The 23,539-nt window shown below is 36.7% G+C and carries 38 protein-coding genes and 2 tRNA genes; all 40 read left to right on the forward strand.

The window, feature by feature from the left end:
• Positions 1 to 82: 82 nt before the first annotated feature.
• The 40 genes from FN001_RS18045 to dnaE all read left to right on the forward strand — a co-directional run bounded on the left by FN001_RS18045 (position 83) and on the right by dnaE (position 23,521).
• Positions 83 to 247, forward strand: a complete 165-nt coding sequence (locus tag FN001_RS18045; protein WP_185911867.1) for a hypothetical protein — start codon at positions 83 to 85, stop codon at positions 245 to 247.
• A complete protein-coding gene (locus tag FN001_RS07510; protein ID WP_185911868.1) occupies positions 240 to 1,172 on the forward strand; it encodes a prohibitin family protein in 933 nt (310 codons plus the stop codon). The genes FN001_RS18045 and FN001_RS07510 overlap by 8 nt, the downstream gene beginning before the upstream one ends.
• Before the next feature lie 65 nt (positions 1,173 to 1,237).
• The gene (locus FN001_RS07515; RefSeq protein WP_142411406.1) at positions 1,238 to 1,426 is read left to right on the forward strand and encodes a hypothetical protein; all 189 of its coding nucleotides are present in this window, start codon (positions 1,238 to 1,240) and stop codon (positions 1,424 to 1,426) included.
• Complete coding sequence (locus FN001_RS07520) at positions 1,419 to 1,640, forward strand: hypothetical protein (protein ID WP_142411407.1); 222 nt, start codon at positions 1,419 to 1,421, stop codon at positions 1,638 to 1,640. The genes FN001_RS07515 and FN001_RS07520 overlap by 8 nt, the downstream gene beginning before the upstream one ends.
• A gap of 193 nt (positions 1,641 to 1,833) precedes the next feature.
• Entirely contained in the window at positions 1,834 to 2,220 is a 387-nt protein-coding gene (locus FN001_RS07525) for a DUF3307 domain-containing protein (RefSeq protein WP_243121970.1), read from the forward strand.
• 9 nt (positions 2,221 to 2,229) lie between these two features.
• A complete protein-coding gene (locus FN001_RS07530) occupies positions 2,230 to 2,517 on the forward strand; it encodes a hypothetical protein (RefSeq protein ID WP_142411408.1) in 288 nt (95 codons plus the stop codon).
• Between the two features lie 29 nt (positions 2,518 to 2,546).
• The gene (locus FN001_RS07535) at positions 2,547 to 2,948 is read left to right on the forward strand and encodes a hypothetical protein (RefSeq protein WP_142411409.1); all 402 of its coding nucleotides are present in this window, start codon (positions 2,547 to 2,549) and stop codon (positions 2,946 to 2,948) included.
• Positions 2,949 to 2,951: 3 nt separating this feature from the next.
• Positions 2,952 to 3,245: a hypothetical protein gene (locus FN001_RS07540; RefSeq protein WP_142411410.1), complete on the forward strand. Its 294-nt coding sequence runs from the start codon at positions 2,952 to 2,954 to the stop codon at positions 3,243 to 3,245.
• A gap of 11 nt (positions 3,246 to 3,256) precedes the next feature.
• On the forward strand, positions 3,257 to 3,628 hold the full coding sequence (locus tag FN001_RS07545; RefSeq protein ID WP_142411411.1) for a hypothetical protein: 372 nt from the start codon (positions 3,257 to 3,259) through the stop codon (positions 3,626 to 3,628).
• Between the two features lie 2 nt (positions 3,629 to 3,630).
• Complete coding sequence (locus tag FN001_RS07550) at positions 3,631 to 4,050, forward strand: hypothetical protein (protein WP_142411412.1); 420 nt, start codon at positions 3,631 to 3,633, stop codon at positions 4,048 to 4,050.
• 29 nt (positions 4,051 to 4,079) lie between these two features.
• Positions 4,080 to 4,415 (forward strand): hypothetical protein, encoded by a 336-nt coding sequence (locus FN001_RS07555; RefSeq protein WP_142411413.1) that lies wholly within the window; start codon positions 4,080 to 4,082, stop codon positions 4,413 to 4,415.
• Between the two features lie 14 nt (positions 4,416 to 4,429).
• Complete coding sequence (locus tag FN001_RS07560) at positions 4,430 to 4,789, forward strand: hypothetical protein (RefSeq protein WP_142411414.1); 360 nt, start codon at positions 4,430 to 4,432, stop codon at positions 4,787 to 4,789.
• Positions 4,790 to 4,818: 29 nt separating this feature from the next.
• Positions 4,819 to 5,340 (forward strand): hypothetical protein, encoded by a 522-nt coding sequence (locus FN001_RS07565; RefSeq protein WP_142411415.1) that lies wholly within the window; start codon positions 4,819 to 4,821, stop codon positions 5,338 to 5,340.
• Positions 5,340 to 5,669 (forward strand): hypothetical protein, encoded by a 330-nt coding sequence (locus tag FN001_RS07570; protein WP_142411416.1) that lies wholly within the window; start codon positions 5,340 to 5,342, stop codon positions 5,667 to 5,669. The genes FN001_RS07565 and FN001_RS07570 overlap by 1 nt, the downstream gene beginning before the upstream one ends.
• Positions 5,670 to 5,671: 2 nt before the next feature.
• The gene (locus tag FN001_RS07575; RefSeq protein ID WP_142411417.1) at positions 5,672 to 6,700 is read left to right on the forward strand and encodes a DNA polymerase beta superfamily protein; all 1,029 of its coding nucleotides are present in this window, start codon (positions 5,672 to 5,674) and stop codon (positions 6,698 to 6,700) included.
• Positions 6,697 to 7,611 (forward strand): AAA family ATPase, encoded by a 915-nt coding sequence (locus tag FN001_RS07580; protein ID WP_142411418.1) that lies wholly within the window; start codon positions 6,697 to 6,699, stop codon positions 7,609 to 7,611. The genes FN001_RS07575 and FN001_RS07580 overlap by 4 nt, the downstream gene beginning before the upstream one ends.
• A 12-nt stretch (positions 7,612 to 7,623) precedes the next feature.
• Positions 7,624 to 8,013 carry a hypothetical protein gene (locus tag FN001_RS07585; RefSeq protein ID WP_142411419.1) on the forward strand — a complete coding sequence of 130 codons (390 nt, stop codon included), beginning with the start codon at positions 7,624 to 7,626 and terminating at the stop codon, positions 8,011 to 8,013.
• Positions 8,014 to 8,025: 12 nt separating this feature from the next.
• Positions 8,026 to 8,475, forward strand: a complete 450-nt coding sequence (locus FN001_RS07590) for a hypothetical protein (protein WP_142411420.1) — start codon at positions 8,026 to 8,028, stop codon at positions 8,473 to 8,475.
• A gap of 39 nt (positions 8,476 to 8,514) precedes the next feature.
• The gene (locus tag FN001_RS18605; RefSeq protein ID WP_279230957.1) at positions 8,515 to 8,649 is read left to right on the forward strand and encodes a hypothetical protein; all 135 of its coding nucleotides are present in this window, start codon (positions 8,515 to 8,517) and stop codon (positions 8,647 to 8,649) included.
• A gap of 235 nt (positions 8,650 to 8,884) precedes the next feature.
• Positions 8,885 to 9,178, forward strand: a complete 294-nt coding sequence (locus FN001_RS07595; protein ID WP_142411421.1) for a hypothetical protein — start codon at positions 8,885 to 8,887, stop codon at positions 9,176 to 9,178.
• 36 nt (positions 9,179 to 9,214) lie between these two features.
• Positions 9,215 to 9,436, forward strand: coding sequence for a hypothetical protein (locus FN001_RS07600; RefSeq protein ID WP_142411422.1), 222 nt, complete (start codon positions 9,215 to 9,217; stop codon positions 9,434 to 9,436).
• Between the two features lie 10 nt (positions 9,437 to 9,446).
• Positions 9,447 to 9,671 carry a hypothetical protein gene (locus FN001_RS07605; RefSeq protein WP_142411423.1) on the forward strand — a complete coding sequence of 75 codons (225 nt, stop codon included), beginning with the start codon at positions 9,447 to 9,449 and terminating at the stop codon, positions 9,669 to 9,671.
• A gap of 217 nt (positions 9,672 to 9,888) precedes the next feature.
• The gene (locus FN001_RS07610; protein WP_279230958.1) at positions 9,889 to 10,833 is read left to right on the forward strand and encodes a DNA cytosine methyltransferase; all 945 of its coding nucleotides are present in this window, start codon (positions 9,889 to 9,891) and stop codon (positions 10,831 to 10,833) included.
• 21 nt (positions 10,834 to 10,854) lie between these two features.
• Entirely contained in the window at positions 10,855 to 11,109 is a 255-nt protein-coding gene (locus tag FN001_RS07615) for a hypothetical protein (protein WP_142411425.1), read from the forward strand.
• A 13-nt stretch (positions 11,110 to 11,122) separates the two neighbouring features.
• Entirely contained in the window at positions 11,123 to 11,506 is a 384-nt protein-coding gene (locus FN001_RS07620; RefSeq protein WP_142411426.1) for a hypothetical protein, read from the forward strand.
• Between the two features lie 4 nt (positions 11,507 to 11,510).
• On the forward strand, positions 11,511 to 12,332 hold the full coding sequence (gene folD / locus FN001_RS07625; RefSeq protein WP_142411427.1) for a bifunctional methylenetetrahydrofolate dehydrogenase/methenyltetrahydrofolate cyclohydrolase FolD: 822 nt from the start codon (positions 11,511 to 11,513) through the stop codon (positions 12,330 to 12,332).
• 59 nt (positions 12,333 to 12,391) lie between these two features.
• Positions 12,392 to 12,535, forward strand: a complete 144-nt coding sequence (locus FN001_RS18050) for a hypothetical protein (RefSeq protein WP_185911869.1) — start codon at positions 12,392 to 12,394, stop codon at positions 12,533 to 12,535.
• A gap of 13 nt (positions 12,536 to 12,548) precedes the next feature.
• Positions 12,549 to 12,620: transfer RNA gene (locus FN001_RS07630), tRNA-Gln, on the forward strand.
• Positions 12,621 to 12,624: 4 nt separating this feature from the next.
• Positions 12,625 to 12,716: transfer RNA gene (locus FN001_RS07635), tRNA-Ile, on the forward strand.
• A gap of 42 nt (positions 12,717 to 12,758) precedes the next feature.
• Positions 12,759 to 12,890 carry a hypothetical protein gene (locus FN001_RS18610; protein ID WP_279230959.1) on the forward strand — a complete coding sequence of 44 codons (132 nt, stop codon included), beginning with the start codon at positions 12,759 to 12,761 and terminating at the stop codon, positions 12,888 to 12,890.
• Complete coding sequence (locus FN001_RS07640; protein WP_142411428.1) at positions 12,877 to 13,137, forward strand: hypothetical protein; 261 nt, start codon at positions 12,877 to 12,879, stop codon at positions 13,135 to 13,137. Before FN001_RS18610 ends, FN001_RS07640 begins: the two co-directional genes overlap by 14 nt.
• Positions 13,138 to 13,149: 12 nt before the next feature.
• On the forward strand, positions 13,150 to 13,410 hold the full coding sequence (locus FN001_RS07645; protein ID WP_142411429.1) for a hypothetical protein: 261 nt from the start codon (positions 13,150 to 13,152) through the stop codon (positions 13,408 to 13,410).
• Positions 13,407 to 13,745 carry a hypothetical protein gene (locus FN001_RS07650; protein WP_142411430.1) on the forward strand — a complete coding sequence of 113 codons (339 nt, stop codon included), beginning with the start codon at positions 13,407 to 13,409 and terminating at the stop codon, positions 13,743 to 13,745. The genes FN001_RS07645 and FN001_RS07650 overlap by 4 nt, the downstream gene beginning before the upstream one ends.
• A gap of 247 nt (positions 13,746 to 13,992) precedes the next feature.
• Positions 13,993 to 15,030, forward strand: a complete 1,038-nt coding sequence (locus FN001_RS07655; RefSeq protein ID WP_142411431.1) for a hypothetical protein — start codon at positions 13,993 to 13,995, stop codon at positions 15,028 to 15,030.
• 61 nt (positions 15,031 to 15,091) lie between these two features.
• Positions 15,092 to 16,261 carry a hypothetical protein gene (locus tag FN001_RS07660; protein ID WP_142411432.1) on the forward strand — a complete coding sequence of 390 codons (1,170 nt, stop codon included), beginning with the start codon at positions 15,092 to 15,094 and terminating at the stop codon, positions 16,259 to 16,261.
• A gap of 208 nt (positions 16,262 to 16,469) precedes the next feature.
• On the forward strand, positions 16,470 to 16,979 hold the full coding sequence (locus tag FN001_RS07665) for a hypothetical protein (protein WP_142411433.1): 510 nt from the start codon (positions 16,470 to 16,472) through the stop codon (positions 16,977 to 16,979).
• A gap of 15 nt (positions 16,980 to 16,994) precedes the next feature.
• On the forward strand, positions 16,995 to 18,515 hold the full coding sequence (locus tag FN001_RS07670) for a replicative DNA helicase (RefSeq protein ID WP_142411434.1): 1,521 nt from the start codon (positions 16,995 to 16,997) through the stop codon (positions 18,513 to 18,515).
• Positions 18,516 to 18,535: 20 nt separating this feature from the next.
• On the forward strand, positions 18,536 to 19,561 hold the full coding sequence (locus tag FN001_RS07675) for a DNA primase (protein WP_142411435.1): 1,026 nt from the start codon (positions 18,536 to 18,538) through the stop codon (positions 19,559 to 19,561).
• Between the two features lie 10 nt (positions 19,562 to 19,571).
• Positions 19,572 to 21,311: a DHH family phosphoesterase gene (locus tag FN001_RS07680; protein ID WP_142411436.1), complete on the forward strand. Its 1,740-nt coding sequence runs from the start codon at positions 19,572 to 19,574 to the stop codon at positions 21,309 to 21,311.
• A 14-nt stretch (positions 21,312 to 21,325) separates the two neighbouring features.
• Complete coding sequence (gene dnaE, locus FN001_RS07685; RefSeq protein WP_142411437.1) at positions 21,326 to 23,521, forward strand: DNA polymerase III subunit alpha; 2,196 nt, start codon at positions 21,326 to 21,328, stop codon at positions 23,519 to 23,521.
• Positions 23,522 to 23,539: the final 18 nt, after the last annotated feature.

Raw genomic sequence — 23,539 nt, forward strand, 5'->3', positions numbered from 1 at the left:
GAACATTTATTGCTGCGTTTGCTATTGCATTCGCAGCAGGATATCTGTTTGGTAAAAAGAGAAAGTAAATGAGGAAGAAGTTATGAACCCAGTATTTGTAGTATTGGTAATTGTCATTGCGATTGCAATTTGGTTTCTATTGTCATTTGCATTCAAACCATTAGGAAGCTTGCTTTTAAAAATTGGTAAAAATGCATTTGATCAGATGGACGATAAAAACGAAAACGAGGAGAAAAAGGATGAGTAAAAGGGGACTATTAGGCGGAGCGGCAACAGCTGCAGTGATTATCGCTATTGTAGCCGGAGGATTTAAGTGTACTGAGAAGATTCCCGCAGGTTATGTTGGAGTTGTTTATAACGGTTTATCCGGCGGAGTTGATGGAGAGGTGATCACACAGGGCTGGCATTTGGTAGCACCGACAAAGAAAGTTACAACATATTCCATTGGTATCGAGCAGTCCTATCTTACGTCCGAGGAAAAGGGTGATTCGCCAGAAGATGAAAGTTTTTCCACGCCAACATCTGATGGTAAATCCTTGAAGGTCGATTTGGAGTTTTCTTACAAGTTCGACCAGGAAAAGATTGCTGATACGTTTGTAATGTTTAAGGGACAGTCGGGCAAAACGGTTAAGGACACATTTATTAAGCCGAAGATGAGAGCATGGACACAGGAAGTTACTGCAAAATACCCTGTAACCGACGTTTTTGGCGATAAGCGACAGGAACTCAATGAGGCCCTGGACGTATATTTGAAACAGAAATTTGCGCCATATGGTATTGTTATCGACACCGTGAACTTTACGAACATCTCCACAGACGCCGAGACATCTGCAGCGATCCAGAAGAAAGTAACTGCACAGCAGGAGTTGGAACTTGCCAATATTGAAGCTAAGACTGCAAAGGTTCAGGCCGATAAGGATAAGGAAGTTGCCCTGATCGCGGCAGAGCAGGAAAAGGAAAAGGCTGCTATTGTTGCTGAACAGAAGAAGATCCAGGCGGAAGGTGAAGCCGAAGCTACAAGAATTAAGGCACAGGCAGAAGCCGAAGCTAACCAGAAAATTGCGGCATCTCTTACACCGGAACTGATTCAGAAGCAGAAGTATGAAAAATGGAATGGCGCACTTCCAGAGGTTGTGGGGAGTAACACTCCAATCATCAATATGGGAGAGTGATTGATTTTTGCTATCCGTGGTGTCACAGCCACGGGTAGTGCTTTAGAAAATATAGGAGGAACGATATGCCACCACAGATTATTTATACGCTTGAGGATAATAAAGAGATCCTTGAGTTTGGACCATTTAAGATTGAAAGGGATAAATTACATAGCGTCGATTGGATCGAATTGCTGACGATGTTAGGCGTTCAGGTTACAAGCAATTATAACGTGAAAGAGGCTAAATTCAAAGAGGTGGTGCAGGATGCTTAGAATCAATTTATACCAGGCGGAAATGTTGGATGATTATGCAAATTTTATCGTAAAAGTAGTTCAAAAAGATATCAAAATAAAGCGCAGTAGAATTATTAAGGCGTTAATTGAGGTTGGCTTTTATAGATTGGCATTATGTATGCCGGAAGAAGTATTACATGATGACTATAAGGACTGGGTAGAATTAGTAAAGTTGGAAATTCAAGATGATTGAAGCATTTATTAAAGCACTGATAGTAAATCTCGCAGTCACGGCAATATGGTACGCATCAGAATGGCTGCAGTTTGGAGAATTACAGTTTAACAGAGAGTGTGACAATATCGTAAGTTTCATTTATCTGCTTATTTTGTGGTACTTATTTTATAAAAATGAACGATGAAATCGATCTTTCGTAGGAGGAGAAAATTTGAAGCTATATTTATTATTTGGAATGTTATTTTTGCATATTGTGGACGATTATTACCTGCAAGGTTGGTTGGCTTCTGCAAAACAAAAAAGCTGGTGGGAGAAAAACTCGCCAGATAAATTATACGTAAAAGATTATCTTATGGCGCTCTGTGAACATGCGTTTAGCTGGACATTTATGATTATGCTGATTCCGACAGTTTACACATATGTGACTACTGGAAAAATTTCAGTTATTTTACTTGTGTATTTTGTGCTTAACTGGGCAATCCATTGTTACGTAGACGATCAGAAAGCAAACAAGAAAAAGATTAATTTAATTCAGGATCAAGTAATTCATTTCGTTCAAATTATTGGAACATGGCTGATGTTTATTGAATTAAGTTAGGAGAAATTGATGGAGTATAAAATCACAAAAATTCAGCATTCCGGCACTTGTGGAGAACGCTGGACTGACCGTGAAGACGGCAGATACATACATAGAGTGGGACGAACAGTAGATCTTAATTTGGAGAACATTAAAGTAGGAATCCCGATGATTCTGCATTATGTAAAGGATCAGGACGGTAGCGATTATAGCAGTTTTATCTTGGCAACGAGTCGTGTGAAAAGAGTTTCTGTGCCGGATGACAATACTGTTATCATCGAGACCAGAAACAGTATTTTTAGGTTTGAGAAATGCTAACAAAATTTTAGTTTCAAAAGGAGTTTTAGATGTTAAATAAAGAAAAATTTGCAAAGGAAATTGTTGAGCTTGCAGTGAATGTAAAAGATGTTGGTGTTGTCAATGGAAAGCCATGTTCTTGTAGTGATACTTTTTGTGCTGACTGTGATTTTCATTGTGATACCTGTACTGAAGAGCTTAAAGAATGGGCCAATTCTGAATATAAAGAATTAGAAATTGATTGGGAGAGGGTTCCAGTAGATACACCGGTTTTAGTCTGGGACTTTGATGATAGAGCTAAAAGGAGAAGATATTATGCTGGAAGAAATGGAATAAAATTCATGGCCTTTGATTTTGGAGCGACGAGCTGGTCTTGTGATGAAAAAACAAGTTCATGGTTTAATTGTGAACTTGCCAGAAAAGAGGATATTAAGAAATACAGAAAGAGGTAGTTTATGCCGAATTATAAACCGTTTACTTGTCAGAATTTGGAGTGTGATTTCCGGAAATTATGCAGAGAGTTTGGTGATGTAAATGAGAAAGATTGTGCTCATTATATCCCTCTAAAGTCTGATTCAGCTCCGATTAAATGGGAGAAAGAATATTCAGATTCTACTCTTATGAGTATTACAAAGAAACAGCTTGTTGAGTATATCCATTGTCTTGTACATAATAACAATGTTTTGCAGGAGACGGTAAATGAGCAAGCTGATACAATGATAAAGATGTTAAATACACAAAGCAAATAAAGAGGAATAAAATGGAATTTGTAAAACGTTATTATCCACCTTTGAGAACACGCATCGAGGCAACAGAGTATCTCAGTATAGATGCAAATATAAAATTCGATAATGAGGAAGTATTTTGCGGAAAGCCTCGAATTATCTTAATTGCAATGTATGATAAGCCATTTTTTTCATGGTCTAAATATGAAATCGGCGTTGGAATACGAGACGATGACGATTTTGATATCGGGTATATTTATAAGCCAACAAAAGAGCAGTTTTTCGATGCTTTACATGAATTAATTAACTGGATTCATGACCTTGAAATGGGATGTTGCTGTTGGGATGAATTCATCAAAAATCCGAATTTCTTTCCAAATTTGGACTGTGAAAGAGAGAAATGGTAATTATGAAAAAATTATATAGTGTTTGTACGGCGCAATTCTTTTCATACACTACATATCCAGGCATATTTAGTAAAAATAAAGAGCCAAAAGTAGAAAAATATTGGGTATTAAGAAACAAAAAATTCATTTATGCTGAAAGCGAAAAGGTTGCAGAGGAGGAATATAGCGCATGGTTTAAAAAGACATATACGGGAGTGATTCGTGGCTGGGGAGACTGGGATACATGGTCCGATGGAGTGAACTTATACATGGACGAGAACTGTATTGAAGTTCTTTCAGAGGAATTATTTACTTTAGAGCTAATTGAAGAAAACATTGATGAACTGAAGAAAAATATGCAAGCTGAAAATTTTCGAGAATGGTGGTTCGGAGAGAATTGTGAACAAAAGAGTGAAAAAGAAATGAATTTTGTAGATCGATAAAATTACGCTTTCAACAGGAGAATATATAAATGGCAACATATGAAAGACTGTACAATGAGAAGGGTGAACTGGCGGTACTATATGGAAAAGGTTGGAGCACCTGGGATGTCGAATTTAACCACTTAAAAGGTGAAGAAGCATACCGGCTGGCTTTAGACAAAAGAGTTATAGAGTTCTGGCTGTCCAATAAAGATTGTTTTGATATGGCAGATTTTTTAGAAAGTATTGGATATGATTGGGCTGTTGCTGATACTGAAAATTTGGAAATTGCTTGGATCCCAAAGGGAACTAACTTTTTCATTCTTAGCTATGATGGCGAAGAGACAATTGAGACACCAGAGAGCTGCAACATGATTGTGGCATAGGAGATAAGAGATATATGATTTTTCAAGTAACAGAAACAAGAAAGAGAGAAGGAAAACCTCATAAAAAATGTTTTGAGATGACATTGACATATGTTGATGAACGAACGTTTAAATCCCCAGAAGAATTTGACGAAGCTGTCAAAGGTTATTTTGGTCAAAAGAAATGGTTTGAGGAAGGAAAAAATCATAGAATTTTAGAGAATGGCCATATTGCCAGAGATCTTATGGATGTAACAACTTGGGGAATTGAGCTGAATACTTTGGAAGAGCTAATAGAGTTTCAAAAGAACGTGAATAACGAGGTTATTCTTGGAACTTCATTTGAGGACGAAAAGACACCGTGCTTAGAGATTTATAATGATTATAGAGAGTGACAAAATAAGCATTTCAGGAGGACTGAAAATTGAGTACAAATTACTATTTGATGACTCAAAACAAGGAACTTGTGAAGAAACATTTTCCAAACGAGTATGAATTGGTTGATGAGCCGTATTTGGGATATGAAATACATATTGGAAAGAGAAGTATTGGATGGATGCCGCTATTCCAGAATCATGACAAAGCATACAGAAGCGTTTCTGAAATGATCAAATTTATTTCGGCTCACGAAAATGATCTTGAGATTTTTGATGAATACGGGCAAGTATTTACGTTAGATGAGCTAAAACATGAACTTGTTGATTGGGGAAAAGATCAAAAGATTATGTATATGAAATATATCCCAGAGGGCGTTAAAAACGGGTTCGGCGGGAAACAATATCTCATTGAAAGCACGGAAGATGATTATGATATTACTGCTCCATTTGATCATATTGAGTATGAGAAATTAGATCCTTATAATCATAATAATTTCTGGCGTCCCGATAAGTCGTTTTATACAAAGGATAAAGATGGATATGATTTTATAAAAGGAGACTTTTGCTAATGACGGATTTAGAAACTTGGTTCCTTGATTTCGGTAGCGACCATATCTTCAGAATACTCTATGTGAGAAAACCTGGTCAATTTACCCCTTATGAAATAGACAAGAAATTTTCAGACCAGTCTCTTTATATGAATGATTGCTATACATATATTCAAATCAAAGATCTTATAGAATTACCGGATAAAGATGTTTTATTAGAATATCGTGAAATATACGATTTGGAAAGCATTGAGGAAGAATGGGATAAATCGTTTTTACGTTATGTGAAGCTAAGTGAAATTAAACTTGGTTATTGTCCAGAAGACAATAGCTTGGAGAAGTGGGAGTAAGAATGACAATCAAAGACATTGAAACAAAACTTTCGTCAAAAGAATATGATTTCTTGAAAACCGATAAGAATCTTGGAAAGAATATTATTCTTTTAACTCTTGGCGGCAGCTATGCCTATGGAACCAACACCGAAAACTCTGATCTGGACATTCGCGGATGTGCATTAAATTCGAAACGCCAGTTGCTTACAAATGAAAAGTTTGAGCAGTTTGTAAACGAAGAGACCGACACTACAATCTATTCCTTTAATAAACTAATCACACTACTTTCTAACTGCAATCCCAACACCATCGAAGAACTTGGTAACAAGCCGGAACATTATCTTTACGTTTCTCCCATTGGTCAGGAGTTACTGGATAATACACATCTATTCTTGTCTAAGAGGGCGGTATATTCTTTTGGAGGATATGCGAACCAGCAGTTGCGAAGGATGGAGAATAAAGCTAATAGGTTAGTTGGACAGGCACAGAACGAAGAATATATTCTGAATACCATTAAACATGCAGAATATGATTTTAAGGCGCGATACTTCACTATGCCAGAAGACGCGATCAAACTCTATACTGACGTTGCAATTCAGGAAGGATATGATTCAGAAATTTTCATGGATGTTCACCTCAAACATTATCCACTAAGAGATTACAAAGATTTATGGTCTGAGATGCAGAGTATCGTAAAATCCTATGCCAAAATTGGTAAAAGAAACGAGAAAGCGATCCAGAAGGATAAATTAGGAAAGCACATGATGCATCTTATCAGACTGTATTTAATGTGTTTAGACATTCTTGAAAAAGAGAGAATTGTTACATATAGAGCAGACGAGCATGATCTTCTTATGGACATTCGAAACGGTAAATATCTTGATGCCAATCGGCAGCCAATCCCAGAATTTTATGAAATGGTAGATGAATACGAGAAGCGTCTGGATTACGCGAAGAAGAATACGAGTCTTCCGGAAAATCCGGATTACAAAGCAATCAACGATTTTGTTGAGAGTGTAAATGAGAGAGTTGTAAAAGGAGAAGTATGAACGAGCACAAAAACAACAAACCTTCACTCTATGTTATATGCGGGCTTTCCGGCAGTGGAAAGTCCACCATTGCAAAAGAGTATCAGAAAAAGATGCCTAACAGCGTGATCGTCTCCTCTGACGAGATCAGGGAAGAATTATGCAATGGAAATCGTGCGGATCAGAGCAAGAATAACGAGGCATTCCGAATTTTCCATGATAGAATCCGCAAAAATTTAGAGAAACATAAAAGTGTGATCGTAGATGCGACAAACATCACAATGAAGTCCCGTAGAGCTATTCTGGACAAGGTGAATGGTCTGGATATCAATAAGATTTGTCTGATCGTTCCAAAACCATACCAGCAATGCCTGGTTGACAACAAGTTGCGTGAGTGGCCGGTCCCTGATGAGGTAATTGAACACCAGCGCCGCCGGTTCCAAATTCCTTATCCAGAGGAGGGTTGGACGGAGATCAGGATTGTAGGTGGTTTTAAAGATCGACCTTATAAATTCGGCGAGATGATGAAAGGGTATGATCAGAAAAGTCCGTACCATGCTTTTACTTTAGATAAGCATTGTCAGCTTGCTGCAGATATGTTCTTCGACGTCAAGGAATACAGGCAGCCATGGTATGCTGGGGCATTACTGCATGATGTTGGGAAACTGTTTACACAGACTATCGACGAGAATGGTGTAGCTCGTTACTACAATCATGAGAATGTCGGTTCATATGAAGTCTTATCGCAAAAACCAAACGAGAAGAATATCGTGGATATCTGTTTCCTGATCAATTACCATATGCTACCGTTCAGTTGGAACCTCAATTGGAGCGAGCCGACGAGAACTATGAAGCGATGGCAGCGTCGATTCGGAGAAGAAAAGTATCAGATGTTATTAGATTTCCATGAGTGTGATCTGGCTATGGCATAGGAGAATAATCATATGGAATATACAAAATGGGAAGACGGCAAGGTTAAACACGTACTTGATTTTGACAAATGCATAGAATCTTTGAAGGAAAGAAATGCTGATCAAAATATTCGTATTAAAATTCTCGAAGCAGATAATAAACATCTCAAAAGCGAGCATTACAAAGATGATGAATTGCGGAATCTGCAGCATAAATATGACGAGCTGAAGAAGGATGCTCACAGAGGATTTCCTATTACCGAAAAAGAAGAAAAGCAGATCAATGAATGGAAGTATAAGCACGAAATGCAGGAACATCCGAAAGCAAGTTATACCTATATTTTTACTCCGACAGCGCTTGGATTGGTCGGCGTAATTAAGTGCTCTTGTGGTGCAGAATTCGATTTCAGAAAGTTTAAATAGGAGAATACATATATGAAGGATCGTAGCAGAAAGAAATGGCTGAAGAAGCATGGAAAATACATTAATCCAAAGGACGCCTGGAACCTCTACTACAAAATTGCCGAGTACGTTCTCCCGCGTTTACAGCTATTTAAGAAGAAAAATAACGGCTATCCAGGCTTTGGCGAAGTTGATACTCCTGAAAAATGGGACGCTATTTTGGACAAGATGATCGTTGCTTTCGAATATCTCGTTGACGATGACAATTGGTGGCTTAACAATAAAGAATATGACTATACTGATGGACTATATATTAGATCGGAGCCAACAGAAAAACCAGGTCTTCATAAATTGGTTATTGACGAAGAGGACTGGGTAGCAGAAATCAGAAAAGCACATGACGAAGAAGAACAACGCCGCAATAAAGTGATCGAAGAAGGACTGGAACTGTTCGCAAAATATTTCCGACATTTATGGTGGTAACTGGCAGATGAATTAAATCTTTCGAGGGAGAAGAAATCGGTGAAAGAAATAAAAAAACTACTTAATAAACTGCGTGTAAAGTATATGACAATAAAGCTTGATGATACCATTTTGTATCTTGATGGTTGTATCAGAGAGATGAGAAAGCTTGATGATGCATTTGTAGAAAAATAATAAAATGTGTTTTTCAGAGGTAATTATGATTAGAGAAATATGTGATGTTTGTAAGAAAAATGACGCAGATGAGAAATATTGTTTTCAAAAGTCAACGAGAATTAAATATCAAAATACTTCGCGAGGAATTGGGCTTTTTCGGCTACCAGATTGGACGACTTATGAAACGATCATGATCTGCCACGAGTGTGCCGAGAAACTGTTTGATGTCAAAAAAGCGGAAGGATGATAAAAAATGGGATATTGTTACAGCTTATATACTCCTAATTTAAAGCAACAAAAAACGGGTAAATTTGTGGTTTGCGATAAATTATTTTTATCAAACGACGATTCAATTAAAGATATTACAAAGAACATAATTGGGTTCTATGAGAATTCTTATTTTGGAAAATATTTATCAGATTTCAACAGCGTAACAATGCTGAATGAAAAGCAATGTAAGCTTGCAGATGAGTATACAAACGACACATTTTTTACTGATTTTTTAAGAGAATATGATTGTAGTGGAATGCTTGTTCAAATCGAGTAACTTGTAAAACCTGCGTTTCAAAAGGAGAAGAAATAAGTGGAAATTGTAAATAACTATGGCGGGAGAAGAAAGCTAATTAAGGATGTTCCAGTAGGTCAATGCTTCATGTATGATAATCGGCTTTGTATGAAATTAAAGTCCGACACACCAGACGAATATTTTAATAATAGATTTGTGGATTTTGAAAAAAATAAGATAAATGGGATCCCAGATTCAGCGGAAGTTCTGGTTATTGATGCGAAAATTATTGTTGAATAGGAGGCGCGGTATGTTTTTAACATGGTACAGGGATAGAATTGCAAAACAGGTAGAACATAAAATGCTTTATCTTAATACGTGTCTAAATGAGAGAGATATTATTCTAAATATCATCTCTCCTAAAACGTATAAAAGGTCGCCGGTTTCTCTTTGTGGTAAATGTTATCAGAAAAAGAAATGCGAAGAAAGGCGGAACAAAGAGCAAAAACTGGAAGAAGAAAATAAACTTGACTAACCGATGAAATTTTGCTTTCAAATTATTTTATAGAGAATAAATAAAAGAAATTTCATTTTTATTTAATGTATTCAAAGTCCCATATTTTATGGGGATTGTACAATCACTTTATTCCGGAGTTTACCAATTTTCCTTTCTAAAATTGTAAATACTTATATAAATAAGGCGTTTGCAACCACCTTGTAAAAATGAAAATTCATTAGATAATGGATTAGTTGTGTTAAGCTTATGCGACGGAATGGCATGTGGACGTATTGCATTGGAAAAGGCAGGTTTTAAGGTTGATAAATATTTTGCATCAGAAATCAAAGATATTGCAATTAAAGTAGCAAAAGATAATTATCCAGATATTATACATATTGGAAATGTCAATAAAATAGCGTATAAAAATGGTATGTTACATACAGAAACTGGGGATTTTAAAGAAAATATTGACATTGTAATATTTGGAAGTCCTTGTCAAAGCTTTTCCAGGGCAATGATTAAAAAGAGAAAAATTGGATTAGAAGATCCTGAACGATCAGGTCTATTTTATGAGTGCAACAGGATCTTAAAAGAAGTAGAACCAAAATATTTTCTTATGGAAAATGTGGTGATGAAACCAGAAGACGAGGAGGTTATTTCAAAAATGATGGGAGTTCGTCCTATTAGAATAAATTCCGCCATTTTAACTGGTCAACTTAGAGATAGGTATTATTGGACAAACATTCCTAACGTAACAATTCCAAAAGATCAAAATGTTACGTTGACAAGTGTATTAAATGATGGATATGTACCGAACGAAAAGGCAAAATGTTTATGTAAAAACGATTCGCATGGATATTATAATGGTTGTAATTGGACTCCAATTAAGAGATTTCATAGATTTTGGTATAAATCATTTGGAACGATGGTATTTCCTTCTAAAGACTATTTCGATAATTGTTTAAAAATCACAAAAGAAATTTTGAATGGTCAAAAATCCTCTGCGAGATTATATGATGATTACAAAGGAAGAGATTTTGACAAAGCGAGATACTTATGGAAAGAAGAACGCGCAAGGTTACAAGGAGTTCCAGAAGAATATATAAAAAATATGTCCGAAAAAGATGCGGCAGATGTTCTTGGTGATGGATGGACGGTTCCAGTAATAGCTCACATTTTTAGTTTTATGAAAGTTTGATTTCGAGAGGAGAATATACATATGGTTAAAAATCCGACTTCGGTTCTTATTGGAGAGACATGGGAATTTCCACTGGACATGGAAGACTGCATAAAATTAGTCAAAGAGTATTTTAATGATAATCTTGCGGGAGCTATTGAATACTTTTACGCATTAAAAATCAATGAGCTAAGTTCCGAAATTGACAGCCTAAATGATGAGATCGAAGATCTCGAAAGAGAAGTGGACATGCTTAGAGATCGGGAAGTAGATCCAGTAGAAACTTGGGATTATTAAGGAGAATAAATATATGAACGAAGTTGAGAAAACCTTAAACGAAGTGGCTGAAAAAATTGAAATAACACAAGTGTCTGGCTACATAAAAAATGAGAAAATTTATTTGGAGCTATGTGTGGAAGCAGAGACTAAAACAAAAATTTGTAAATTTAAAATTACTGGTTTTGATACAGGGATTGAGCTTGTGAACCCATGTGTTGATGTTTCTCAATCAGTAGAAGATCGTGGAGTGTATTTTCCGCCAAACATAGTGGTTCAAAGAAAATTAGTGCTGAATGGAAAACAGTATCCAATTGACAATTTTACATTAATAGAAGTTGAGAATAAAACCAAGGAAGTGACCATGGCTGATATTGAGAAAAAATTTGGATGTAAAGTAAAGATTGTAGGAGAATGATTTTATGACTCTATTAGATGGAAAAGCAACGGCCCAGGAAGTAAAAGAGCATCTGAAGAAGATTGTTGATTCTGGAGTTCATCGAAAACTTGTAATCGTGCAGGTGGGCGATAATCCAGCATCAAATACATATATTAAGAACAAAGTCAAGGCGTGTGAATATGTTGGTGTAGAGTGTGAAGTAAAACACTTCGAAGAGAGCATCCCAGAAGAAAAATTACGCGCTGAAATCGATGTTTTAAACGAGGACGAATCCGTTAATGGTATTATCGTTCAGTTACCACTTCCTGAACATATTATTGAATGGCGAGTTGTTGAAAGAATTAAACCAATTAAAGATGTTGATGGATTCACGAAAATCAGCGCAGGACGTTTAATGCACGGCGGTCGTCTTTTTGTACCAGCAACACCGCTTGGCATTATAAAACTGCTTGAGAAATACAATATCGAGACAGATGGCAAGGAGTGTGTGATTGTTGGGAGAAGTAATATTGTAGGAAAGCCAATGGCGCTCCTGATGCTCGATAAGAATGCGACAGTTACGATTGCTCATTCCCATACGCCGAATCTTAAGGAAGTTTGCAAGAGAGCAGACATTCTAATCGTTGCAATTGGTAAGCCTAAGATGATCAACAGAGAATATATTAAAGAGGGCGCTGTTGTGATTGATGTCGGGATCAACCGCGATGAAAATGGCAAGCTTTGCGGCGATGTTGATTTCGAGGACGTAAAAGATGTTGTGTCTGCGATCACACCGGTTCCTGGCGGTGTTGGTCCGATGACAGTGGCGATGCTGCTGAACAATGTAGTAAGAGGAAGAGATTAAACAATACGGTGCGGTGCTGGATTTCGGTTCGGCTCTGCACCAGAAAAGAGAATAAGAGTATGAATAACAAAGATCCGATCCAAGAAAATGACCATTTCGAGATTCCAGAAGAGTATTTGAACATGGGCGTAGAAGAACTTAGGAAAATGCGCTTGGAACTGGAAAGAAAAATTCTGAAAAATCGAGATCAGAAAAGAGAATAACTATATAGAATGATGGGCATTCGCCAAGCGGCAAGGCACAAGAATTTGACTCTTGCACTCGTTGGTTCGAATCCAACATGCCCAGTTATGGACCAGTAGCTAAATTGGCAAAGCAGCTGTCTCATAAACAGAAGAAGTGGAGCATAAGACTTCCTTGCGGGTCCAAGTCCCGCCTGGTCCACTGCAGTAATGCAAATAATATATTTTCAAGGAGGATTCTACTATGGGAATCACATGCAAAATGACAGAAATGAAGAGCACAATGAAGAAGATGGCTGTTCAGCAGGAAAAAGAAAAGGCTGAAAGAGTCAGCGCAAAGAAGAAAAAAGAGGAGAAAAAGAGTGAAAATAAATAAATGGAAGATTCAGGGAACCATTGCTTTAATTATTTGGGTTTTCGGTGTGATTTTAAGTTTATATGTTGGTGGTTGGTTAATGTTTGTTAAACCGATTATTGCTTGCTGTATTGCATTTGATACTGGAACACTTACTGGGACGATGATCGGAATTTCTGTTCTAAAATGTATTTTTGGTAGCGCTGTTGGCGGAACAATTTTTCTGATTTGCCATGTAATTGCTATGCTTCTTGTTACGAAAAATTAGGAGAGTATACATATGAAGGTTACAGAGATTACAACAGACAAAGGTACATACCAATTTAATCAGCTCGTGTGTAGTAATGGTGGGGTGTTTGATGCAGAAGGCAGCTACAACTACTGTATGGCGATTGGTCCGCACTCAGATGTATTTAGAAAGGTTCAGGCGAGCAAGCTTATTAACATGGGTGTAAAAGTATCTGAGAAGTCGGTTAACAATCCCGAGTGGTATAAGAATCGGCACAACTTTAGAAACGTAGAAACGGAGGACGAAAGATGAATTTCAACATGAATGATGAAACAACAAAAGCACTTGTAGAAGCTGCCAAGGCGGATCCGATGGCGGCAGTAGAGCTTGTAAAACAGGTGATCGAGCTGTACAAGCCAGCTGCATATGGAATTCTACATGAGTTTCTGGGAATCTATAAAGACTATGCTAACAATACAGAATTTCCAGAGACGAAAGCAAGGGTGTTTAAGAATGCCTATGATGCTTATATGAATGTAGGTTTCACAGCAGACCAGGCAATGGCACTTCTTATTAATGACAATCTGCGACTGATGGAAGCAGCTAAAACATCTTCTAAAAGTAAAAAGAAAACAGAGAATAATTAATTAGGATTTCTATTTTGTTCCTGATCCGGTTCGGATTAAAAATCCAAAAATAAAACATAATACCAAATTTCGGTAGGGTGAAAATAGCGCACCCTTGGGTTTTTGTACCCCAAAATCGCTATTTTGGATAGATTTTTACATATTAGCGGTTTGATGATCCGTCCGTATCGGTGAGATGCGGGCGTTGAGATAGATTGTTTTTATTAACAATAATTCAAATAAATTAAATTTTTAGGAGGTCCATTTAATGGCAGAAAACACAAAGAAAAAAGGTTTAGATCTTCCACAGACAAGAGGTACTTTCCAGGTTCGTGGCAAGGTTACTGGTACAGAAAGAGATAGTTTCTATACAGAAAAGATTACCAAAACTGGCAAGCCATGGAGAAGTGTAAATTTTGGAGTTCAGTTTAAACCGGAGGCAACCCTTTCCGTAGGTCTTAATGGCATGGAAAAGGAGAATGTGTATTTTACAAAAAGAGGAGAAAATGGAGGGAAGTCTGAGACTAAAACAATTCCGTGGAAGGATCGTTTTAATTTTGCAGAGGATGGATTTTCTCTTATCGGTGTAAATGTTGGGGTTACAAAAACAAAGGATGCAAAGGGTAACGACGTAAACGATAAAAAGCATTTAACTGACTATGATGCTTGTCTTGAGGTCTCCAACAATCTTGTCGATGAAAAGACCGTGTTCATCAAAGGAAATATTGAATACAGCTCTTATCAGGACGGTGAAACATCCAAGCATTCCACTAAGTTTGTTCCTAACCAGATTTCTCTTGGAAAGGATATTGATTTTACAGCAGAAGATTTCAAGCCGAACGCAAAGTTTACCCAGACTATTGTATATACCGGAATTGAAAAAACAGAGGACGGAAGATTTGCTCTTTCTGCAAAGATTGTAAACTACAACTCTATTGAAGATGTTGAATTTATTGTTGTGGATGCAAGTCTTGCAAATACCTTTAGAAAGCAGTTGAAGCCATATACTTCCATCAACGTATGGGGAGATATTTCTGTAGAGAAAGATGTTACGGAAGTAGAGTCTACAAATGTATGGGGTCAGAAAAACGATATGAAGCGTGTAAATAATCCAACAAAGCGTGAGCTGATTATTACTGGCGCTGATCCTGAAACCATTGATACAAATACATATTCTGAGGCGGAAATTGATAAAGCAATCGAAATGATTAAAGCGTCTAAAGCGGCAGAGAATGACTTCGGAAAACAGACTGATGGTTGGGGTTCCGGAAAATTAGAAGATGAAGATGAGGAGGCAGGCTGGTAAATCCAGTTCTGCTTCAACAAACAGTAATTTAGAAAATCATATAATACGGAGGAAATAATAAATGGCTACAGGACGTGGTGGAAATAAAATTAAGACAAGATTAGGCTTTTTACTTTACGGTGATTATGGTACATGGAAGTCCAGTTTTTGTCTTGAGTCTATGAAATTAGTAAATGAGGAAGGTCGTCCGTTTAGAGTTCTTTTTATTGACCCAGAGAACGGTGGCGTTGATACATATCTTGATAAGTACGAAGAGGAAGGATACGACCTCAGAAATATTTATATCGTATATACTCAGTCTCTTACAGAAGTGGAAGAATTCATCAAGAAAGCAAAAAATAATGAGGATTTTTATGAGTTTGATGAGGACGGCAATGAAACCGATGAAGTATATCTTGATGCTGATGGTCAGCCGTTCAGACCAGATATGATTGTTGTTGATGGAGCAACGCTTCTGTATACGGCAAAACAGCAAAGTATCATTGAATTTTCCAAGAAGAGAGCAACTGTAAAAGCCAAGAGAAATGAACTTACTGGAATGGATAAAGAGGTTGCAATCGAAGGAGCCGGGATGGAATTAAAAGATTGGAACACTTTAAAGTTTGATGGTCAGAACCTTATCCTTGATCTTCTTGCTTGCGGTAAGCATTTTGCTGTGACAGCCAGAGAGAAGGCAGAAACGGATTCTTCCAGAGATAAAGATGGTTCCATTAAGATGGTCAGAACTGGTAGATTTGTTCCTGATGGATTTAAAGATGTTGGATACAATTGCAAAACCGTAATCCGTATGTTCAAGGATACAGATGGAATTATTAAAGGTCTCATTGATAATAAGGACAGAACGCTTGTACATCAGCAGAATGAAATTATTGTCGAGCCATCTATTCTGGATTGGCAGTCTGCTATTACAAAAAACAAAGGCAAGAAAGATTTTGTGGTTCAGAATAATATGGATGCAGCTATTTCCAAGGAGCTTAAGGAAGTAGAGAAGGATAATGCAAAATTCGATTCTGAGTATGAAGATAACAAGGCTACTGGTGCAGACTCTGTTTCTGGTCCGAAAACAGCAGCAGACTATCAGGAAGCTATCAAGACAGCAATCACTAATCTTCCACCGGTAGAAAAGAGTAAAAAACAGACGGCAATTGTTGAAGCTGGTCTTCCGAAAGCATATCAGAAGATTACAGATATCGATACATTAAAGAAGTATTACGAAATTGTAACTCGATAACAAGATTTCACGCTATGCTGGGGATTTCCCGGCATAGCTTTAAAAAAATATGGCAAAAAAAATAAGAAAATGCTTCTTTTGCAAAAAAGATATAGATACCTCAATAGCGTCAAATGATTATTTCTTTTTTGAAAGAGCAAAGACGAGAGTGTGTGCTCATAAAGATTGCTATATCGGTTATTACACATCAAACGAGAGAAGAAGCCCTATGACAATAGAGCAATGTCAGGAATTTATCTCAGAAGAAGAAAAGAAACCAGAACCAATAGTAAAACCAAGAAAAAAAACCTCCACAAGCGAGCTATATGATTTTATTTCTGATATGTATGGTCTTACATATTTCCCAAAATATTTCTTTTCGTTTATGGCATCCATTTACAAAGGGACATATAAAAATCTGAATCGACCAGTGCCACCGGAGGACCTTCTGGATATGTGGAAACAGAAAAAGAAATACCTTTTGCGACAAGCCGAAAACAACAGAAAAAAAGGAAAAGATATAAACGGTATTAGCTTGGTATATTATGATCTTGCGATACTTTTGGGGAAATATGACGCTTATCTTAAATGGAAAGAACAACAAAAACTTGCTCAAGCAGATGCAGAAGAGCAGCGGGTAAAAAATATTGAATTTGTTGGATATAGAGATGTGTTGCCGCAACGACAAAAGAAAGAGAATAACACAATAGACATCAGTTCGATGCTGGATGAAATTTAATAAGGCGGTGCGATTTTGAATGTAGTATCTAATATTACAAATGAAATTCTGGTTGTGGGAAGTATTTACAAATCACCAGATTTATTTATTGAGAATGGTCATAACATTCGTTCAAAATATGATTTTCACGATGAGTCAACAAGGTTCTTTTACGACAACGCTGAAATAATTTATCAAACAAGAAGTCAAAATTTTAATCGAAGCATCATAAGCACTTATATGGCAGAAGATGAAGAACGTTTATCGTTATATAAAAAATATGGCGGTTGGAAGCTTATTGAAAGCTGGATGAGCTTGGCTGTTCCAGAAAATTTTGCCGGATATTATGAGGTCCTTAAAAAGTATTCGTTACTGAGAGAATATCAAAAAAATGGATTTAATGTTGAGAAAATTATGACACATCCTAAATTTGAATTGCTCTCGGCAATGGATATTTATCGCTTAGTTCGATCAAAAGTAGATAGAATTCACACAGTAATTTTAACAAATGAGGAAGCAGAAATCTTAAATTCTAATATTCAATCTACATTGCTTCATTGCATGGAAACCCCTGATCTTGGTATTCCTATTCCTTTTCCCATTATGAACGACATGATTCGAGGTTTAAAAACAGAATCTACGATGGCAGTAGGTATGCTGAGCAATGCCGGTAAAAGTCGTTATATGACTAAGTTGATTGCTTATATCACATTGGTTTTAAAAGAAAAAGTATATGTGTTGCTTAACGAGATGAGTATTCAGGAGATTAGATATGCATTGATCACGACGGTTATCAATAATCCTGAGTTTCAAGCATTGTACGGATTAAAGCTTCAGAAAAAGGAGAAAGAATTAACACTGGGTCTTTACAGGGACAAAAATGGTGAATTCCTTTACCCTAAAAAGGATGAGTGGGGAGATGTGATCGAACCAATCGAAGACTATGTAAAGCGTGTTTCTGAAACTTCAGAAGAATATCAGAAAATTATGTCTATCGCAAAATGGATCGAAGAAGAAACACAGGGACTTATTTTTACAGAAGATATCTCTACTGCATATGATGATAAGACGTTAGAGTTTAAAATCCGAAAAGCAAATCTTACATATGGGATAAAGTATTTCTTTTATGACACATTTAAAAATGATTTAGCGACAACCGGAGATTGGGCTGCCATGAAGGTTACAGCAACAAAACTTACAGAACTGGCAAAAGAACTAAAGATGTTTGGATATCTTTCCATTCAGCTTACTGATGACGCTAACTTTGTTAAACCTGATGAATTAACTTCGAGTAACATTGCAAACTGTAAAGCTATTAAGCATGTATTACATACTCTGTTTCTCTTTAAGGAAATTCCCAAAGGAGAATTTCATAAATACGGATATGTTGCTACCAGCGATTGGGGAACAAAGACGGTTCATAGTCTTGATGAGAATAAACGCTATTACTGTTGTGTGTGTGATAAAAATAGATTTGGCCGGAAAGAACGACTTCTATTTGAAGTTGATCTTGATTTAAATATATGGTTAGAGCTTGGCTCTCTTGTCAAAAAATAATGAGAGGATGGTAGTTATAAATGGATATCGAGGTCTTAAAAGAGCACATCTTGGAGAATGATCTAATTGAAAAAATTCTCGAAGGGTTGGGGTGTCATCACATCAGAAAAAGAGATGGCTTTATACAAGCTACTAATCCAGATGGTGATAATACGACAGCCGTATGTGTTTACGAGAATACAAATTTAACTACCATCAATTATACGAGGGATATAACAAATGGTAGAAAATCATCAGATATTATATCCCTCGTTGAGTTTTATAAAAAAGAATCATTTCCGTATGCAGTCAAGTGGATCTGCGATGAGTTAGATATTGATTATTACTCAAATTTCGACGAAGATCTTCCAGAAAGCATACGGATAACAAAAATGTTATTACAGATGCAGATATCAGACGATATATCTGGAGAAGAAGAAAAACCTTTAAAACCGATACCTGAAAAAATCTTAAATTACTTCGAACCTTATGTGAACGAGATGTTCAATGAAGACCATGTAGGATACGAAACTCAACGTGAGTTCGAAGTTGGATATGATGAAATGTCTGATAGGATTATCATTCCAATCAGAGATGATTTGGGTAATTTAGTGGGCGTTAAGGGAAGATACTTTTATAGGGATGTTCCAGAAAATGTACAGAAATTTATTTACTTAGAAAAATGTGCGAGATCACAAATTTTATATGGGCTATATAAAACAATGCCATATATAAGAAATAGAAGACGCGCATTTATTGTGGAAGCCGAAAAGGGAGTTATGCAGTTATGGGAAGCTGGTTATTGCGAAGCTGTTGCGACAGGTGGAAAGAAGATTTCTAAATGTCAAATAGATAAGCTTACCAGACTGTGTGTGCCGCTTTATTTTGTCTATGATAAAGACGTTCAACAAGAAGAATTAAAAGAAATTGCAGATCGTTTTATCAACGAAGTAGAAGTATATGCACTAATAGATAAAGACGGAATTCTTAATGAAAAAGAATCTCCGACAGATGAGATAGAAAAATTTGAAAAGTTACTAAAAAACAATGTGTACAGATTGAAATAGAGGTGCTTTCTTGAGATATAAATTAATTGAAGGATCGTTAAACGATGAACGTAATGTAGAAGTTACAATCCTAAGAAATAGAGGAATTAAGAACATAAATAGGTTTTTAGCTCCTGAGGAAAGTGATACTTATTCATACAGTATGTTAGACAATATCGACGAAGCAGTAAAATGTGCAGAAAAGCACATTCGAAATAAAGATCGAATTCATATTCTGATAGACTGCGATGTTGATGGATATGCCGCTGGAAGTATGGTTTATCGTGCTTTTAAGAAAATTGATCCGAATCTTAATATTACATATTCGCTTCATACAAAAAAACAGCATGGGCTATCGAAGGACATTACAATTCCAGATGATTGCAAACTGCTTATTATTCCTGATGCTGGTAGTAATGATGTAGAGCAGTGCAGAGATTTAAAAGATAAAGGTATGGATATTGTTATTCTGGATCATCACATTTGCGACGTTGAAAATGATTATGCAATTGTTGTGAATAACCAGATGTGTAGATATCCAAACAAAAACTTTTGTGGTGCGGGAATCGTATATAAATTTCTGGAAGCACTGGACGAAGAATTATGGGAAGACACGGCATCTGGTATGTTAGATATGTGCGCTTTAGCAAATATTTCTGATGTTATGGATATGAGAGAACCAGAAACAAGATATTATGTTTTGCGCGGTCTTGCAAAAATCAGAAGTAAGCTGTTTAAAGCGTTGATTGATAAACAGTCTTATTCTATGAACGGTATTGTAAATATTACTTCTGTGCAGTTTTATATCACTCCAGTCTTAAACGCTATGATCCGCATTGGTGATCAGGACGAAAAGGATTTATTATTTAGAGCCTTTATTGAGACTGACGAAGTGTTCAAATACAAAAAACGCGGTGAAACCGAAGAGGTTGATGAATCCATCTATGATAGGGCGGCGCGGTTGTGTTCCAACGCCAAGGCGAGACAAATAAAAGAGGTCACCAAAGAGGTAGCAGAGGTTGAACGCCTTATTTCTGACAAATGCCTTAATAAAAATAAAGCTATTTTCGCAAATGTAACCGGAATTCTTGGAGAAGCACTAACGGGATTAGTAGCTATTAAGATTGCAGAAAAATATAACCTTCCGACATTATTATTAAGACGACAAGCACCACGCGAAAATGGGGAATTGTTTTATGGAGGTTCTTGTAGAAATTTCGATAATAGTCCTATTGAGAGCTTAAAAAAAGAGCTGTTAAACACCGGATTATTTGAGTTTGTACAAGGACATGATAATGCTGCAGGTTTTAGTATCGCCAGAGATAATGTACAAGCTGCAATTTCTTGCATCAATAACAACTGGAAAGATATTGATTTTCAAGCAATTTGGAAAGTCGATTTTGACAAAAGCGCAGAGGATATCGATGTTGCTTTTATTAAAGCAATCGATGATATGAAGGATATGTTCGGTCAAGGCGTGAAAGAACCTTTGATTCATATTTCACATATTCCGGTATACAAAGAATCCACAATGGTTATGGGAAAGAACCTAAATACTTGGAAAACGATTTATAACGACGAACTTGCTTTTGTGATGTTTGGTGTAGATAGAGACAAAGACCAGATTATTCAGGAATATGAGAGTAAAGAAGAAACATTTGATTCTTTATTGGGATATATGGATGTGGTTGGAAAGGCTGCTTTAAATAATTATAAAGGTATTCTTACACCACAGATTATTGTTAAAGACTATGAGTTTACCATAGCATAGAAAGGCGAAATAAGATGTCAAGTTCTTTACATAATCACTCTGAATATTCTGTTCTCGATGGGTTTTCTCATCCGGAAGAATATTTAAAAAGAGCAAAAGAATTAGGGATTCATGCATTTGCTATAACTGAACATGCAAATGAATATTCCTGGCCATATTTTGATAAGTTAAAAAAGAAATATCCAGAAGTCAAAATGATTTATGGCGTGGAATTATATGAGTGTTTTAACATTAAGGTTCAGGATCCTGACAGCAAGTATTTTCATTTAGTCGCATTGGCCAAGAACGAAAAGGGTAGGATTGCTCTTAATGAAATTGTTACTAAGAGTAATTTTGAAGGATTTTATTATAAACCTCGTGTAGACTTGGAAACTCTAAAGCCATACGCAGAAAATTTAATCATTATGTCCGCGTGTCTTGCATCAAAAATATCTCGTGAGAAAGCTTATGGCAGGTGTGTAGAATATGTAAAAGAGTATAAAAAAATCTTTCCGTACTTCTTTTTAGAAATGCAAAGTCACAGGTCAGAAGACCAGGCCGAGTATAACAAAAAAATTCTTCGATTATCGCAAGACACTAATACACTATTTACAATCACGACAGATAGCCATGCTGCGACAAAAGAAGATCTCTATTATCAGGCACGACATGTTCAAATCGCCAGGGACAGTGATACCATTGGGGAAACCTATGAAGGCTGCTATATGCAGTCTGACAATGAGATCCATGAAATCATGGATGCTCAAATTGGCAAAGAAAACGTAGCTCTTGGATTGGAAAACTCAGACATGATTGCGGATATGATTGATGAAGTGAACATGCCATTTCAGTCCCCGCAGTTACCAACGTTCCCGCTCCCTGATGGGTTTGACACAAACTATGATTACTTGAAACATCTTTGCGAAGAGGGCTGGCACAGAAGAAACATTGATAAAATGTCATCAGAAGATCAAAAAGTTCGTAGAGATCGTCTTAATTATGAGCTTGGAATCATTCACCAGATGGGATTCGACGGATATTTCTTAATCGTGTGGGACTTTATCAAATGGGCTAAAAGTCATGGTGTTGCCGTTGGCCCAGGTCGCGGATCCGGCGGAGGAGCAATCGTCGATTATCTTCTTGGAATTTCAGAGCTTGATCCAATTTCATATGGTCTTATTTTTGAACGCTTCTTAAATCCAGAACGAGTGTCTATGCCAGATATTGATAGTGACTTCTCTGATCGAGAGAAAGTAGTAGAGTATCTGATGCAGAAATACGGTGCTGACAGAGTATGCCAGGTCATCAACTTTTCATACATCACACCGGTAGTTGCGATCAAAGATGTTGGAAGAATTCTGGGAATTCCATATAAGGTCTGCGACAAGATTAGTAAGAAATTTACTTATCCAACGTTCGAAGAATGCGTAGAGAATAATCCTACGTTATACGAAGAATACGCTGATTACAAAGAATTATTCGACATTGCTGGGAAAATCAGTGGTAGGGTTCGACAGACATCAGTTCATGCCGGTGGAGTTGGAATCGTAGATACAAAGATCACAGACTATATGGCGATGAAGCTTGGATCGAAGGGCGAACACGTCATTCAAGTTGATAAAAAGATCATTGAAGAGATTGGAATCATCAAATTCGACTGTCTTGGGCTTGCTGATACGTTGAACACTATTAAAGAATGTGTGGAGTATGCGCACATAGACCCATACGAGATTGATGTAAACAATCCTGAATTTCTTGCAAATAAAGATATGTATAAGTTATTGTGTTCGGCTGACACAAATGGTGTATTCCAGGTTGAATCACAGGGTATGAAGGATCTGATTCAACGCCTACAACCATCCAGTTTAGAAGATGTATCTGCTGTGTTGGCGTTATACCGTCCTGACAGTATGGGAGCATTAGAAGAATATATCGATTGTAAGCATGGAAGAAAAAAAGTCCATTATATCCATCCTGATATGGAGCCGATATTGAAAGACACATATGGTTGCATAATTTATCAGGAAGAAGTCATGGAGATTGTTCGAAAATTCGGTGGTAGAACATACGGAGGAGCAGACAAATTCAGAAAAGCGATTGGTAAGAAAAACATAGAAATGATCAAAGAGGAGTCTGCAAAGCTTTATCAAGAAATTATTGACAATGGATACGCTGAAGAGATTGCAAGAGAGATTAGCGAAGAATTATCGCAAAAGGGCGGGTTAACTTAAAAAAGAATAAAATCTATC

It is taken from the genome of Clostridium sp. Marseille-P7770 (assembly GCF_902143525.1).
In the GTDB taxonomy this organism is placed as follows: Bacteria; Bacillota; Clostridia; order Lachnospirales; family Lachnospiraceae; genus Pilosibacter.

Excerpts from the sequence above, each read along its gene's own strand:
- FN001_RS07605 (WP_142411423.1), top strand. The coding sequence starts at position 9,447 with ATGTTTTTAACATGGTACAGGGATAGAATTGCAAAACAGGTAGAACAT.
- FN001_RS07560 (WP_142411414.1), top strand. The coding sequence starts at position 4,430 with ATGATTTTTCAAGTAACAGAAACAAGAAAGAGAGAAGGAAAACCTCAT.
- FN001_RS07530 (WP_142411408.1), top strand. The coding sequence starts at position 2,230 with ATGGAGTATAAAATCACAAAAATTCAGCATTCCGGCACTTGTGGAGAA.
- FN001_RS07580 (WP_142411418.1), top strand. The coding sequence starts at position 6,697 with ATGAACGAGCACAAAAACAACAAACCTTCACTCTATGTTATATGCGGG.
- folD (WP_142411427.1), top strand. The coding sequence starts at position 11,511 with ATGACTCTATTAGATGGAAAAGCAACGGCCCAGGAAGTAAAAGAGCAT.
- FN001_RS07535 (WP_142411409.1), top strand. The coding sequence starts at position 2,547 with ATGTTAAATAAAGAAAAATTTGCAAAGGAAATTGTTGAGCTTGCAGTG.
- FN001_RS18610 (WP_279230959.1), top strand. The coding sequence starts at position 12,759 with ATGGGAATCACATGCAAAATGACAGAAATGAAGAGCACAATGAAGAAG.
- FN001_RS07660 (WP_142411432.1), top strand. The coding sequence starts at position 15,092 with ATGGCTACAGGACGTGGTGGAAATAAAATTAAGACAAGATTAGGCTTT.
- FN001_RS07555 (WP_142411413.1), top strand. The coding sequence starts at position 4,080 with ATGGCAACATATGAAAGACTGTACAATGAGAAGGGTGAACTGGCGGTA.
- FN001_RS07575 (WP_142411417.1), top strand. The coding sequence starts at position 5,672 with ATGACAATCAAAGACATTGAAACAAAACTTTCGTCAAAAGAATATGAT.
- FN001_RS07595 (WP_142411421.1), top strand. The coding sequence starts at position 8,885 with ATGGGATATTGTTACAGCTTATATACTCCTAATTTAAAGCAACAAAAA.
- FN001_RS07620 (WP_142411426.1), top strand. The coding sequence starts at position 11,123 with ATGAACGAAGTTGAGAAAACCTTAAACGAAGTGGCTGAAAAAATTGAA.
- FN001_RS07515 (WP_142411406.1), top strand. The coding sequence starts at position 1,238 with ATGCCACCACAGATTATTTATACGCTTGAGGATAATAAAGAGATCCTT.
- FN001_RS07540 (WP_142411410.1), top strand. The coding sequence starts at position 2,952 with ATGCCGAATTATAAACCGTTTACTTGTCAGAATTTGGAGTGTGATTTC.
- FN001_RS07590 (WP_142411420.1), top strand. The coding sequence starts at position 8,026 with ATGAAGGATCGTAGCAGAAAGAAATGGCTGAAGAAGCATGGAAAATAC.
- FN001_RS07655 (WP_142411431.1), top strand. The coding sequence starts at position 13,993 with ATGGCAGAAAACACAAAGAAAAAAGGTTTAGATCTTCCACAGACAAGA.
- FN001_RS07550 (WP_142411412.1), top strand. The coding sequence starts at position 3,631 with ATGAAAAAATTATATAGTGTTTGTACGGCGCAATTCTTTTCATACACT.
- FN001_RS07520 (WP_142411407.1), top strand. The coding sequence starts at position 1,419 with ATGCTTAGAATCAATTTATACCAGGCGGAAATGTTGGATGATTATGCA.
- FN001_RS07675 (WP_142411435.1), top strand. The coding sequence starts at position 18,536 with ATGGATATCGAGGTCTTAAAAGAGCACATCTTGGAGAATGATCTAATT.
- dnaE (WP_142411437.1), top strand. The coding sequence starts at position 21,326 with ATGTCAAGTTCTTTACATAATCACTCTGAATATTCTGTTCTCGATGGG.
- FN001_RS18050 (WP_185911869.1), top strand. The coding sequence starts at position 12,392 with ATGAATAACAAAGATCCGATCCAAGAAAATGACCATTTCGAGATTCCA.
- FN001_RS07615 (WP_142411425.1), top strand. The coding sequence starts at position 10,855 with ATGGTTAAAAATCCGACTTCGGTTCTTATTGGAGAGACATGGGAATTT.
- FN001_RS07510 (WP_185911868.1), top strand. The coding sequence starts at position 240 with ATGAGTAAAAGGGGACTATTAGGCGGAGCGGCAACAGCTGCAGTGATT.
- FN001_RS18045 (WP_185911867.1), top strand. The coding sequence starts at position 83 with ATGAACCCAGTATTTGTAGTATTGGTAATTGTCATTGCGATTGCAATT.
- FN001_RS07585 (WP_142411419.1), top strand. The coding sequence starts at position 7,624 with ATGGAATATACAAAATGGGAAGACGGCAAGGTTAAACACGTACTTGAT.
- FN001_RS07545 (WP_142411411.1), top strand. The coding sequence starts at position 3,257 with ATGGAATTTGTAAAACGTTATTATCCACCTTTGAGAACACGCATCGAG.
- FN001_RS07645 (WP_142411429.1), top strand. The coding sequence starts at position 13,150 with ATGAAGGTTACAGAGATTACAACAGACAAAGGTACATACCAATTTAAT.
- FN001_RS07665 (WP_142411433.1), top strand. The coding sequence starts at position 16,470 with ATGACAATAGAGCAATGTCAGGAATTTATCTCAGAAGAAGAAAAGAAA.
- FN001_RS07650 (WP_142411430.1), top strand. The coding sequence starts at position 13,407 with ATGAATTTCAACATGAATGATGAAACAACAAAAGCACTTGTAGAAGCT.
- FN001_RS07570 (WP_142411416.1), top strand. The coding sequence starts at position 5,340 with ATGACGGATTTAGAAACTTGGTTCCTTGATTTCGGTAGCGACCATATC.